The sequence below is a fragment of the Kitasatospora sp. NPDC001603 genome, assembly GCF_040298365.1.
Lineage (GTDB): Bacteria > Actinomycetota > Actinomycetes > Streptomycetales > Streptomycetaceae > Kitasatospora.
The window spans coordinates 162,460-174,666 of record NZ_JBEPAA010000003.1 but is presented as its reverse complement, the minus strand read 5'-3'; the positions used below and the strand labels follow the sequence as shown (position 1 = coordinate 174,666).

The following is a 12,207-nucleotide window of genomic DNA, read 5'->3' as shown; positions in this document are numbered from 1 at the left end:
TGGTCAGCCCCGGGTGCTTCGGTCCCTGATCCTCTCCGCCACCCGCAGCCGCACGGGCGCGGCGCGCCGGTTCTCCTCGATCTCCTGCTCGGTGGCCAGCTCGGCACCGCGGGTGATCAGCTTCAGCCAGGGCTGGTGCTCCTCCGGGACGAACGGCAGCCCGGGCGGGGCGGTGGTGGTCGCGCCCGCCGCCAGGTACTGCTTGACCAGGCGGTCCTCCAGCGACTGGTAGGACATCACCACGATCCGCCCGCCCAGCGCCAGCGCGTCCAGGGCGCCCGGGATCGCCCGGTCCAGCACCTCCAGCTCGCCGTTGACCTCGATCCGCAGCGCCTGGAAGGTGCGCTTGGCCGGGTTCCCGCCGGTGCGGCGGGTCGCGGCCGGAATGGCGTTGCGCACCAGATCGACCAGACGCGCGCTGTTGGTGAACGGTTCCTTCTCCCGCTCGCGCAGGATCACCGAGGCGATCTTCCCGGCGAACCGCTCCTCGCCGTACACCTTGAGGATCCGGGCCAGCTGCCCGTGGGTGTAGGTGTTGAGCACCTCGGCCGCGCTGAGGCCCCGGGTCTGGTCCATCCGCATGTCCAGCGGGGCGTCCTGGGAGTAGGCGAAACCGCGCTCGGCCTCGTCCAGCTGCATCGAGGAGACCCCGAGGTCGAACAGGACGCCCTGCACCCGGGGGATCTCCAGGCGCTCCAGCACCTCGGGGATCTCGTCGTAGACGGCGTGCACCAGGGTGGCCCGGTCGCCGAACGGGGCGAGCCGCTCCGCGGAGAGCTTCAGGGCCGCCGGGTCACGGTCCACCGCGACCAGCCGGACCTCCGGGAACTGGGTCAGCAGGGCCTCGCTGTGCCCGCCCAGGCCGAGGGTGGCGTCCACCACCACCGCGCCGGGCTGCGAGATCGCCGGGGCCAGCGCGTCCATGCACCGCTGCAGCATCACGGGGACGTGCTTGGGGGCCGGATCGTTGGTGCTCATGCGCGGTGGCGCCCTTCTTCGGTGCGGAGCAGCCCGACGTCCGGGAGCTCCGACCTATTTTGGCCCACTGTGCGCCGGAGTCGCCGCGTGGGGCGGCGGGTGGCAGCCGCCGGCGGCCGGGACGCGGCCCGTGGTCCCCGCCCGCTCAGGGGGAAGATCGTGACCGCCCGGCGCCGGGGAAGGTGCGCCAGGTGGCACGGGAGCGGGTGGAGGCCACCGGCCGCGTCGGCCGCCGCACCGGCCGGAATCGCCCGGTTGACGGGCGCCGGCGGGTGTGCTTCTCCACTGCGCCGCAACTCTATCGCGGACACCCCGTCAGTCAACGGTCCGCTCCGGCGCACCACCCGGGCGGCGGTACGGATCACCGCAGGTCGCGGCCGTCCGGCGGGCTGCCGGGGGCACCGTCCGGGGGTCGCGCGGCACGGCCGCGCGCCCCGACCCCGACGAGGCCGGACAGACCCGCTCGGAACACCTCGGCCACCGGCACGCCGCTCCACCCGGTTGTCGATATGCACTCGGTCACAGCCGCCCGGTCTGTAGCCCTCCGCCCCACCACGGAAGCCGGATTCGCACTAACGTCTTCACCATGACAGTGACCCCCGACCGGCCCACGCCGACAGCCGCTGCCGACACCACCGAACCGAAGATCATCGACCGCTTCGTGGCGGCCAACCGCGAGTACGCGGTGACCTTCCGCGACGGCGGCATGGACGCCCGCCCCGTCCAGCGCATCGCCGTGGTGGCGTGCATGGACGCCCGACTCGACCTGTTCGCCGCGCTCGGCCTCGAACTGGGCGACGCCCACGTCATCCGCAACGCGGGCGGTGTCGTCACCGACGACACCATCCGCTCGCTCACCATCAGCCAGCGTGCCCTCGGCACCCGCTCGGTCGCGCTGATCCACCACACCGGCTGCGGTCTGCTCGGCCTCACCGAGGACTTCCGGCGCGAGCTGGAGCTGGAGGTCGGCCAGCGCCCGCAGTGGGCGGTGGAGTCCTTCATCGACCTCGACGGCGACGTCCGGCAGTCCATGCAGCGGGTCCGCACCTCGCCCTTCCTGCTGCACACCGACGACGTCCGGGGTTTCGTCTTCGACGTCCACACCGGTCTGCTCCGCGAGATCGACTGACCCGCCCCGTCCACCGGCCGTCTCCGGCCCGGCCAACGTCGTCCGGGCCCCCGCCGGCACTCCCGCCGACGGCCTCCGCACCCGTCCCGCCGCCCCCGCGCGGGCGCCCCGCCTCCCCGCGGCGTCCCGGGCGCTTTCGGCCGGGTGGTGACTTCTGGTCACCACCCGGGGGAGAATGCGCCTGCCGGTCGGACCCCGAACCACCTGGGGCGGCCGGCCGCAGGCCCCCACGACGGCACCGGCTCCCGCCACGGAACCGCTTCCCGAGGAGCCGCGTCCAGCATGGGGTGGGGGCCCGCCTCGGGGTGAGGCGGGCGCAGTGTGCCAGGGAGCGTACGGGTGACGAGCTACAACGATCAGGCCGGTCTCGAAGGTCGTCCGGGGGGCGACCGGGGGACGAAGGGGTACCACCCGGTCGGCCTGCCCGAGCTCGCCGCCGTGGTGGAACGGGTCCGGGCCAACATCGAGAGCGTGATCGAGGGCAAGCCGGAGGCCGTCCGGATCGCGCTGACGGTGCTGCTCGCCGAGGGCCACCTGCTGCTGGAGGACGTGCCCGGCGTCGGCAAGACCATGCTGGCCAAGGCACTCGCCCGGTCCGTCGACTGCACGGTGCGCCGCATCCAGTTCACGCCGGACCTGCTGCCCTCCGACGTCACCGGCACCAACATCTTCGACCAGCACCAGCGCGACTTCGAGTTCCGCCCGGGCGCGATCTTCGCGCAGATCGTGGTCGGCGACGAGATCAACCGGGCCTCGCCGAAGACCCAGTCCGCGCTGCTGGAGTCGATGGAGGAGCGCCAGGTCACCATCGACGGCACCAGCTACGAGCTGCCGTCGCCGTTCATGGTGGTCGCCACCCAGAACCCGGTCGAGATGGAGGGCACCTACCCCCTCCCGGAGGCCCAGCGGGACCGCTTCATGGCCCGGATCTCGATCGGCTACCCGAGCCCCGAGGCCGAGTTCGCGATGCTCGACGTGCACGGCGGCGCCAGCCCGCTGGACGACCTCCAGCCGGTCGCGCACGCCGCCGACATCCTCAAGCTGATCGACCTGGTGCGCACCGTGCACGTCGCCGACCCGGTCCGCCGCTACGCCGTCGACCTGGTCGGTGCCACCCGGAACAGCCACGAGCTGCGGCTCGGCGCCTCGCCGCGCGCCACCCTGCACCTGGTGCGGGCCGCCCGCGCCGCCGCCGCGCTGGACGGCCGCGACTACGTCACCCCGGACGACATCCAGCGCCTGGCCGTCCCGGTGCTCGCGCACCGCCTGATGCCGACCGCCGAGACCCAGCTGAGCCGGCGCACCGCCGAGCAGATCGTGACCGACCTGGTCGCCCGGCTGCCGCTGCCGCGCCCGCAGGGCCAGGCCGGCCCGGCGCTGCGGAGGGGCTGAGGTGGGACCGTCCGACGCACCGTCGGGCCTGCGCGCCGGCCTGAACGGCCTCACCACCCGGGGTCGCTCCTTCCTCGCCGCCGGGGCCACCTCGGTGGTCTGCGCCTACGTGCTCGACCAGGACGCGCTGCTGCGCGTCGGCGTCCTGCTCGCGGCGCTGCCGCTGGCCGCCGCGCTGCTGCTGGCCAACACCCGCTACCGGGTGGCCAGTGGACGCCGGCTCAACCCGCGCCGGGCCGTCGCCGGCCACGAGGCCCGCGTCCACCTGCGGGTGGACAACGTCTCCCGGGTCCCCACCGGCCTGCTGCTGCTGGAGGACAAGGTCCCGTACGTGCTCGGGCCGCGCCCGCGCTTCGTCCTGGACCGGGTGGAGCCGCACGGCCACCGCGAGGTGTCCTACCGGGTCCGCTCCGACCTGCGCGGCCGCTACCCGCTCGGCCCGCTCCAGCTGCGGCTCTCCGACCCGTTCGGGATGTGCGAGGTCAATCGTTCCTTCACCGCCTCGGACGTCCTCACCGTCGTGCCGCAGGTGCAGCAGCTGCCGCAGGTGCGGCTCAGCGGCGAGTGGGTCGGCCAGGGCGAGAGCCGCACCCGCACCCTGGCGCTGGCCGGTGACGACGACGTCATCCTGCGCGAGTACCGGCACGGCGACGACCTGCGCCGGGTGCACTGGAAGTCCACCGCCCGGTACGGCGAGCTGATGGTCCGCCGCGAGGAGCAGCCGAAGAAGGCCCGGGCCACCGTCCTGCTGGACACCCGGGAGTCCGGCCACCGGGGCAGCGGCCCGGCGTCCTCCTTCGAATGGGCGGTCGGCTGCGCGGCCTCGGTCGCCGCGCACCTGCTGGAGCGCGGCTACCAGACCCGGCTGCTCACCGACACCGGCCACTGCGTACCCGGCCCGGACGCCGGCGGCGGCAACACCGCCGCCGACGCCTCCGGCCTGATCCTGGACGCGCTCGCGGTGGTCGACCTCTCCGACGGCGGCGGGCTCTCCCGGGCCGAGGAGCCCCTGCGCAGCTCCGGCGAGGGCCTGCTGGTCGCCGTGCTCGGCGAGCTGGACGAGGCCCAGACCGCCAGGCTGGCCCGGTTGCGGGGCCGGACCGGCGGCGCCGTCGTCTTCCTGCTCGACACCGGCACCTGGTCCGGCCTGCGGATGCTCGCGCCCGACACCGGCGGGGACGAGTTCCGTGCCAGGGTGCGGCAGCTGCGCGAGGCCGGCTGGACCGTCCTGCCGGTCCGCGCCGGGGACTCCGCGCCGGAGCTCTGGCAGGCCGCCGACCGGACCGAGTCGCCCTCCCCCTACCGAGATGAGGCCGGCGCGTGACCACCCGGGCCAAACTGACCGTCTACTCGGCGCTGGCCACCGCCCTGGCCTCGCTCTGCCTGCTCCCGCTGCTCACCACCAAGGGCTGGATCACCCACGCCTACCTGGTCGTCGCCGTGGTCGCGGCGGCCGGCGCGGGCCTGCGCCGGACCCCGTTCTACCGCTGGACGGTGCCGCTCGGGCAGCTGCTCGTGCTGACCGTCCTGCTGCTGGTCGGCTTCGCCAGCTCGACCGCGCTCTGGGGCGGCGTGCTGCCCGGCACCCAGTCGGTGCACACCCTGGCGCAGGTCCTCGGCCAGGGGCTGGACGACATCCGGGAGTACAGCATCCCCGCGCCGCCCAACCCGGGCCTGCGGCTGATCCTGGTCGCCTCCGTCGGTCTGATCGCCATCGCGGTGGACACCGTCGCGGTCACCTACCGCCGCTCCGCGCTGGCCGGGCTGCCGCTGCTGGCGCTCTACTCGGTGGGCAACGGGCTGGCCGGCGACGGCGGCAGCTGGGCCTGGTTCGGCCTCGCCGCCGCCGGCTACCTGGTGCTGCTCTTCGCGGAGGGCCAGGACCGGGTCTCCCGCTGGGGCCGGATCTTCCGCGGCACCTCGCGCCAGGGCGAGGACTCCGGCGCGCTCAGCCAGGGCGGCCGGCGGATCGGCGTCCTGGCCCTCGCGGTGGCCCTGCTGGTCCCGGCCTTCCTGCCGCGCTGGGAGGGCGGACTGATCCACACCGGTCCGTCCGGCGGCACGGCCGCCGGCGGCGCCGGCGGCGGCATCACCACCCTCGACCCGCTGGTGACCCTGGAGGCGGCCCTGGCCACCCCCAGCAACGTCGAGCTGCTCACCTACCGGATGGACAGCAGCCTCGCCGACACCGCCTACCTGCGCACCGGCTCGCTGGACGAGTTCGACGGCACCGCGTGGAAGCTCAGCAACCCCGGGGTGACCGAGCTCAAGACCACCTTCGCCCCGCCGGAAGGCCTGGCGAGCACCAACGTCCCGTCGGAGTCGGGCGACTTCCAGGCCTCCGACAAGCTGGAGTCGGGCTGGCTGCCGCTGCCGTACCCGGCCGCCGGCGTCAGCGTCCCCAACCCCGGCGACTGGCGGGTGGACACCCTCACCGGCACCGTGCTCCCGGACCGGGACAAGGCCATCAAGGGCCTGCGCTACCAGGCCACCGCACTCGACATCCGGCCCACCGCGGCCGAGCTGCGCAGCGTGGGATCGGTACCGCCGAAGATCTCCGACCACTACACCCAGCTGCCCAAGGACCTGCCGGCCTCGGTCCGGGAGAAGGCGCAGGAGGTCACCCGGAACGCGTCCACCGCGTACGACCGCGCGCTCGCGCTGCAGGACTGGTTCACCAGCTCCGAGTTCACCTACAGCACCAAGATCAAGGCCGGTACCGGCAGCACCGCGATCGAGACCTTCCTGCGCGACCGCAAGGGCTTCTGCGTGCACTTCGCCTCCACGATGGCGGCGATGTCCCGCACCCTGGGCATCCCCGCCCGGGTCGCGGTCGGCTTCACCCCGGGCGACGCCAAGGGCAACGACCGGTACTCGGTGAACGGGCTGATGTACCACGCCTGGCCCGAGCTCTACTTCCAGGGCTTCGGCTGGCTGCGCTTCGAGCCCACGCCGACCCGCGGCGTGCAGCCCCGCTACACCGCGCCGGTCGCCGCACCCGCCACCGCGCCGACCCAGCAGCCGACCGCCGCCGCGCAGAGCACCGCGCCGGTCGCGGCGCCCTCCAGCAGCAGCGACTGCGACCCCAAGCTGCGCCGGATGGGCGAGTGCGGGAACGACGGCAAGGCCGCGGCCGGCGCCCAGCAGGACTCCTGGCTGCTGTCCTGGCAGGTGCTGACCACCCTGGCCGCCGTGCTGGCGCTGCTCGCCCTGCTGTTCACCCCGATGATCTGGCGGGAGCGGCTGCGCCGCCGCCGGCTCGGCACGGGCGGACGGCGCCGGCCCGGCGAGGACGGCCCGGCCGGGCCGACCGACGCCCAGGTGCTCGCCGCCTGGGACGAGCTGATCGACTCCGCCTGGGACCTCGGCATCCCGCCGGTCGATTCGCAGATCCCGCGCGCCGCCGCCCGCCGGATCGCCGAGGCCGCCGAGCTGGACGAGGCCTCGGCGGCCGCCGCCGGGCGGGTGGCGCTGGCCACCGAACGGGTGCTCTACGCCCGCTCCGCCGAGGTGTCCGAGCCCCTGGCGGCGGACGTCCGGACCGCCCGGGACGGCCTGCGGGCCGGCGTCGGCAGGGTCGGCCGGACGAAGGCGGCACTGCTGCCGCCGTCCGCCGCCACGCTCTGGTGGCGGTTCTCGGACGCGGTCGTGGCCGCCCGGCTCGCGACGCGCGGCCTGGCCTCCCGGGCGGCCGCGCCGTCGCGGCGGGTGCTGGGCCGGCTGCGCCGCCGCGGCGGGGGCGACCGGACGCCGTCCTGACACCGGACGCACACGGAACGCCGACACCGGGCACACGAGGGGAACGCCGAGGGCGGGCAGTCGGATCGACTGCCCGCCCTCGTGGCGTTACGGTTCGGCCGGTGGCTCAGAAGCCGCCGGTCTGTTCGTCCCGGCGGCGCTGCCAGCGCTGCTCCACCCGGTCCATCACCCCCGCCTTGCGGCGCGGTGCCGCGGCCGGCCGCGGGCCGGAGGCCTGGCCCGCGGGCCCGCGCCGCCAGCCGGTGACGGCGAAGACGGCGCACCCCAGCATCACCAGGAACCCGACCACACTGACCCAGATCTGGTCCGGTACGACCATGCCGCCCATCAGCAGCCCGATGCCCACCACGAAGCCGCCGACAGCCAGGTAGACCCGCCGACGGGTGTAGGTGCGCAGCCCGGTTCCCTCAAGCGCCGTCGCGAATTTGGGATCTTCGGCATACAGCGCTCGCTCCATCTGGTCGAGCAGTCGCTGCTCGTGCTCCGAGAGCGGCACGGAGTCCTCCTACTCGTCGGTCGCCGGTGCGACCGGTCCGCCGCCCCGGTCGGGGAGGCAAAGTCCAATCAGCCTTCAGAACACGCGGTCGGACGCCTGTACGGGGGCCCAGGCCCGTGTCGTCCATATGCCCCATGCATCCGGCTGTCATGCTTTCCGGCTTTACCCAGATCATACGGTCCACGGGCTCGTTGCGGGGCGGTCGGCCACGCGTGGGCCGGGCCGTACCGGGCCGCACCCGGCCGCACAGGGCTCAACGCGGCCGACACCGGACAAGTGCCCGACGGCGTGGAATCGGCCGGGACCTGGGGAGCTTCCGCGCGGATCGCGAGGAGACCCGCCGGAGAACGGCGGGAGGAACCGGGGTCAGGCCAGCGTGGCCAGCAGGTGGAGCTGGGTCGCCACGGCGTGGAAGGCCGGCTGCTCGGCGGCGGCCTCCTCCAGCTTGAGCAGCGCCTCCAGCGCGCCCGGCTCGGTGTCCACCAGGACGCCGGGCACCAGGTCGGCGAAGACCCGGACGCCGTGCACCGAGTCCACCCGCAGGCCGGCGCCGGCGGCCAGCTGACCGAGCTCCTCGCCGCTGAAGCGGCGCGGCATCGGGTCGCTCGCGCCCCAGCGGCCGTCGTCGGCCTCCAGGACGGTACGGGCGTCGGTGAAGTGGCCGGCCAGGGCGCGGGCCAGCACCGCGCCGTTGCGGTTGGCGGCGAGCAGGCTGACGAAGCCGCCGCGGCGCAGGGCGGCGGCCAGGCTGCCGAGCGCCTCGGCCGGGTCGTCCACGACCTCCAGCACCCCGTGGCAGAGCACCGCGTCGACGGTGCCGGGGGCGACCAGCTCGGGCAGCGTCTGGGTGTCGCCCTGGACGGCGCGGACGAGGTCGGTGACACCGGCCTCGGCGGCCCGGCGCTCCAGCGCGAACAGCGCGTCGGGGCTCGGGTCGACCACGGTCACCCGGTGGCCGAGCCGGGCGACCGGCACCGCGAAGTTGCCGGTGCCGCCGCCGGTGTCGACCACGTCGAGCACGGGCTGGTCCAGCTCGGCCGCCCGCTTCTCCAGGGCTGCCCGCACCACCTCCCACACCACGGCGGTACGCAGGGCGCTGCGGGGACGCGTCGGGTACAAGGTCGGGCTCCTTGGCACGTGCAGATGGATCAGGATGCCTCCACCTTAGACCGGGCCGGGAGCCGGACCGTGCCGCCGGTCACCGCCGCGGACCCGGGTCGCGGCCGTCGCCCGGGCCGTCGTCCAGGGGCAGCCGCGGGGCGGGCGGCACCGGGTGCAGGCCGAGCAGCCGTTCGACCAGCCGCAGGAAGAGCGCGGAGTTGCGGATCAGGTCGTCGGCGTCGCGGGCCGAGGCGGCGCCCCGGATCCCGGCCTCGGCGGCGGCCCGGCGGCGGGCGCCGGCCGCGTAGTACACCGCCCATTCGGCGAGCTCCGGGGCGATCTCGGGCAGCACCTCCCAGGCGCTGCGGATGGCCTGGCGGCGCCGGGCGTTCTTCTCCGGCCGGCCGCGCGCGGCGAGCACCGCGGCGACGGTGCGCAGCGCGGCGAGGTGGGCGGCGGCGTACCGCTCCAGCGGGTCCTCCCGGGCGCGGGCTCCGGCGAGGGTGCGGTGCGCGTCGGCGAGCAGGTCGAGGGCGGCGGGCGGAGCGGCGATCCGGCGCACCACCGGGTGGACGTCCCCGGTGGCGGGGCGGTGGGCGTCCGGGCGGTGGGCGGCGGAGTGGAGGCGGGTGGTGACGGGCTCAGGACGGCTGATGGTCATGGTCTCCCCCGGTCCGAGGCAGCGCGCGGACCGGGTGGTCCGTGCTCCTCCATCGTGACCGGGGCCACTGACAACGCGGCCGCGCGGCGGGTCCGCGTGCGGGCGGCGGCCCGCCGGCCGCCCCTGTCGGCCCCGCGCCCCACCGCCCCGCACCCCGCCGGAGCGCCGCCCCCCACGGTCGCCGCTCCGGAGCCCCCTCCGGGTCACCGGTTCCCCCCTGACCGCGCTCCGCCGCCCCGTGTCGGCGGTGCGCGGCCTGCGACCGGCTCCCGTACGGACCTTCCGGTGACGTCCGCGGCCCCCGTGCCCGCTGGACGGCACCTGTCCGCCGTCCCGGGACCTCAGCGCCCGACGCGCCGTCGTCCCGGTGCCCCTACTGTCCCGTCTCCGCAGGTCGGGGGCCATCCGCTCAGGTACTCAACCGGGTTTCTGAGTATCCGTACTCAGTCCGTCCGGGGCGGGAACCGCGGGCCGCCCGGGCGGCGTCCCGGTACGGTACGGCGAGCCGGTCGGATCCCGGCGGGCGCCACGAGGAGGAACGGATGACGATCGTTCCGCTGATCTTCACCAGCGGGCTGGCGAGCGGGATCAACGCGTACGCGGTGGTGCTGCTGCTCGGGCTGCTCGGCCGGTTCGGCGGCGCCGAGTCGGTGCCGGCCGCGCTGGAGCGCACCGATGTGCTGGCCGCCGCCGCGGTGCTGTTCCTGCTGGAGGCGGTGGCCGACAAGATCCCGTACGTGGACAGCGTCTGGGACGGCGTCCACACCGTGATCCGCCCGATCGCGGGCGCCACCGTCGGCGCGCTGCTGGCCAGTGCCGACCCGGGCTCGCTGGGCGAGGTCGCGGCGGGGGCGATGGGCGGGACCACGGCGCTGGTCAGCCACCTGGTGAAGGCCTCGCTGCGGATGGCGGTCAACACCTCGCCCGAGCCGGCCAGCAACATCGTGGTGAGCCTGGCCGAGGACCTCTCGGTCGCCGGTCTCGTCACGCTGGCGATCTTCCACCCGTGGGTGGCCGCCTCGGTCTCCACCGTGCTGCTGGCCGTCGGCCTGCTGCTGGTCTGGTTCGCGATCAGCCGGATCCGCCGCTTCCGGGACCGCCGCCGCGAGCGCCGGGCCGCCCGTGCGGCGGGCGTGCGACCGGCGCGGGAGGTGCCCGTCCCCCGGCCGTAGGATGCGGTCCATGGCACGGATCGTCATCATCGGCGCAGGAATGAGCGGGCTCGCGACGGCCTCCCGGCTGGCGACCCTCGGCCACCGGGTGACGGTCTGCGAGGCGACCGGGACGTACGGCGGCATGGTCGGCCGCTACGAGCGGGACGGCTTCGCCTTCGACACCGGCCCCGGGCTGCTCACCCTCCCGGCCGTCTACCGCGACCTCGCGCTGAAGACCGGCCGGGAGCCGCTGGAGCAGCTGGTCGAGCTGGCGCCGGTGGATCCGGAGAGCCGGCACCTGCTCCCCGACGGCACCGACCTGCTGCTGCCCAACGCCTCCCGCGGCGGGGTGATCCAGGCGCTGGACACGGCGTTCGGCACCGGCTCGGGCGCCCGCTGGGCCGAGGTGATGAACCACGGCCGCACGGTCTGGGAGGCCACCCGCCGCCCGCTGCTGGAGGAGCCGCTGCCGGCCGACACCGCGCCGCTGCGCACCGATCCGTACCCGGCGCCGCGGCCCGGTCGCCTCGCCCGCCTGTTCGGTGCCAGGGCGTGGACCCTCGCCGTCGTGGCCGCCCGTGGACTCGGCGGCCACGACGGGATGACCGCCCTGCTGCACGAGCACGCCCTGCGCTTCGGCCTCGACCCGCGCACCGCGCCGGCCGGGGCCACCGTGCTGCCGTACATGGAGCAGTCCTTCGGCGTCTGGTACGTCCGGGGCGGCATCCGGGCGCTGGCCGACGCGGTGTACCGGCGGTGCGAGCGGCGCGGGGTGGAGTTCCGCTTCGACACCCGGGTCGAGGAGGTGCTGGAGAAGGACGGCCGGGCCTGCGGCGTCGACACCGCGGCCGGCCGGATCGACGCCGACGTGGTGGTCTCCGCGATGGACGCCCGGGTGGTCTTCTCGGAGTACCTCGGCACGGCCGGCTCCCAGGACGACTGGCCGTCGTCGATGGAACGGCTGCACGACGCCCCCGGCCGCGTCGTGGTGCTGCTCGCCCTGCGCGGGGAGCGCCCCGCCGGGACGGCGCACCGGACGGTGGTGCACGCCGCCGACCGCGCCGCCGAACTGGACGGGATCTTCCGCGCCGGCGCCCCGCTCGCCCAGCGGCCGACCGTCCAGGTGCTGCGCCCGGACGACGCCTCGCTGCACCCCGCCGGCCACGAGGCCGTGGTGCTCACCGCGACCACGCCGGCGATGGGGTTCGACTGGACCGGACCGGGCGTCGCCGAGCGCTTCGCCGACCGGATGGTCGCGCAGGCGGACGCGGCCGGTCTGGGCCTCGGTGAGCGGGTGCTCTGGCGGGTGGTGCGGACCCCGGCGGACACCGCGCGGGAGACCGGTTCCTTCCTCGGCTCCGTCCCGCTGCCCGCCCTGGCGGGCGCGCGCGGCGCCTACCTCCAGGCGCCGACCGAGGAGGCGCCCGGCTTCTACCTGGTGGGCGGCGCCGCCCACCCCGGCGGCGGGCTGGCCCGGGTCGGCATGTCGGCCTGCATCGCGGCCAACCTCATCGGCCCGGCCTGAGCCGCTCCGGAC

10 protein-coding genes are annotated in these 12,207 nt (G+C 75.4%); 6 read left to right on the top strand and 4 right to left on the bottom strand.

Going from position 1 to position 12,207, the window contains the following annotated elements; translation table 11 throughout:
* Nucleotides 1-3: 3 nt before the first annotated feature.
* The gene (gene rsmH / locus ABT263_RS03680) at nucleotides 4-978 is read right to left on the bottom strand and encodes a 16S rRNA (cytosine(1402)-N(4))-methyltransferase RsmH (RefSeq protein WP_352287112.1); all 975 of its coding nucleotides are present in this window, start codon (nucleotides 976-978) and stop codon (nucleotides 4-6) included.
* Between the two features lie 586 nt (nucleotides 979-1,564).
* Between rsmH and ABT263_RS03675 the strand changes: the two genes are divergently transcribed.
* From ABT263_RS03675 to ABT263_RS03660, 4 genes are all read left to right on the top strand, one after another.
* The gene (locus ABT263_RS03675) at nucleotides 1,565-2,107 is read left to right on the top strand and encodes a beta-class carbonic anhydrase (RefSeq protein ID WP_329487263.1); all 543 of its coding nucleotides are present in this window, start codon (nucleotides 1,565-1,567) and stop codon (nucleotides 2,105-2,107) included.
* 339 nt (nucleotides 2,108-2,446) lie between these two features.
* Complete coding sequence (locus tag ABT263_RS03670; RefSeq protein ID WP_380382775.1) at nucleotides 2,447-3,499, top strand: AAA family ATPase; 1,053 nt, start codon at nucleotides 2,447-2,449, stop codon at nucleotides 3,497-3,499.
* Nucleotide 3,500: 1 nt separating this feature from the next.
* Nucleotides 3,501-4,823, top strand: a complete 1,323-nt coding sequence (locus tag ABT263_RS03665) for a DUF58 domain-containing protein (protein ID WP_352287109.1) — start codon at nucleotides 3,501-3,503, stop codon at nucleotides 4,821-4,823.
* Nucleotides 4,820-7,258, top strand: a complete 2,439-nt coding sequence (locus ABT263_RS03660) for a transglutaminase TgpA family protein (RefSeq protein WP_352287106.1) — start codon at nucleotides 4,820-4,822, stop codon at nucleotides 7,256-7,258. Before ABT263_RS03665 ends, ABT263_RS03660 begins: the two co-directional genes overlap by 4 nt.
* A 106-nt stretch (nucleotides 7,259-7,364) precedes the next feature.
* Here ABT263_RS03660 and ABT263_RS03655 read toward each other — a convergent pair whose 3' ends face one another.
* The 3 genes from ABT263_RS03655 to ABT263_RS03645 all read right to left on the bottom strand — a co-directional run bounded on the left by ABT263_RS03655 (nucleotide 7,365) and on the right by ABT263_RS03645 (nucleotide 9,516).
* Entirely contained in the window at nucleotides 7,365-7,754 is a 390-nt protein-coding gene (locus tag ABT263_RS03655) for an SCO2097 family morphological protein (protein WP_329487266.1), read from the bottom strand.
* A gap of 366 nt (nucleotides 7,755-8,120) precedes the next feature.
* Entirely contained in the window at nucleotides 8,121-8,873 is a 753-nt protein-coding gene (locus tag ABT263_RS03650) for a methyltransferase domain-containing protein (protein ID WP_352287104.1), read from the bottom strand.
* A gap of 79 nt (nucleotides 8,874-8,952) precedes the next feature.
* Nucleotides 8,953-9,516 carry an SAV_6107 family HEPN domain-containing protein gene (locus ABT263_RS03645; RefSeq protein ID WP_329487268.1) on the bottom strand — a complete coding sequence of 188 codons (564 nt, stop codon included), beginning with the start codon at nucleotides 9,514-9,516 and terminating at the stop codon, nucleotides 8,953-8,955.
* A gap of 542 nt (nucleotides 9,517-10,058) precedes the next feature.
* On the opposite strand from ABT263_RS03645, the gene ABT263_RS03640 reads away from it, so the two are divergent.
* Both ABT263_RS03640 and ABT263_RS03635 read left to right on the top strand, forming a co-directional pair.
* Nucleotides 10,059-10,688 carry a DUF4126 domain-containing protein gene (locus ABT263_RS03640; protein ID WP_352287102.1) on the top strand — a complete coding sequence of 210 codons (630 nt, stop codon included), beginning with the start codon at nucleotides 10,059-10,061 and terminating at the stop codon, nucleotides 10,686-10,688.
* Between the two features lie 10 nt (nucleotides 10,689-10,698).
* On the top strand, nucleotides 10,699-12,195 hold the full coding sequence (locus ABT263_RS03635) for a phytoene desaturase family protein (protein WP_352287100.1): 1,497 nt from the start codon (nucleotides 10,699-10,701) through the stop codon (nucleotides 12,193-12,195).
* Nucleotides 12,196-12,207 lie beyond the last annotated feature (12 nt).

What these genes read in the sequence shown, in the direction of transcription:
- rsmH (WP_352287112.1), bottom strand. Translation starts at nt 978, where the DNA reads ATGAGCACCAACGATCCGGCCCCCAAGCACGTCCCCGTGATGCTGCAG.
- ABT263_RS03675 (WP_329487263.1), top strand. Translation starts at nt 1,565, where the DNA reads ATGACAGTGACCCCCGACCGGCCCACGCCGACAGCCGCTGCCGACACC.
- ABT263_RS03645 (WP_329487268.1), bottom strand. Translation starts at nt 9,516, where the DNA reads ATGACCATCAGCCGTCCTGAGCCCGTCACCACCCGCCTCCACTCCGCC.
- ABT263_RS03640 (WP_352287102.1), top strand. Translation starts at nt 10,059, where the DNA reads ATGACGATCGTTCCGCTGATCTTCACCAGCGGGCTGGCGAGCGGGATC.
- ABT263_RS03635 (WP_352287100.1), top strand. Translation starts at nt 10,699, where the DNA reads ATGGCACGGATCGTCATCATCGGCGCAGGAATGAGCGGGCTCGCGACG.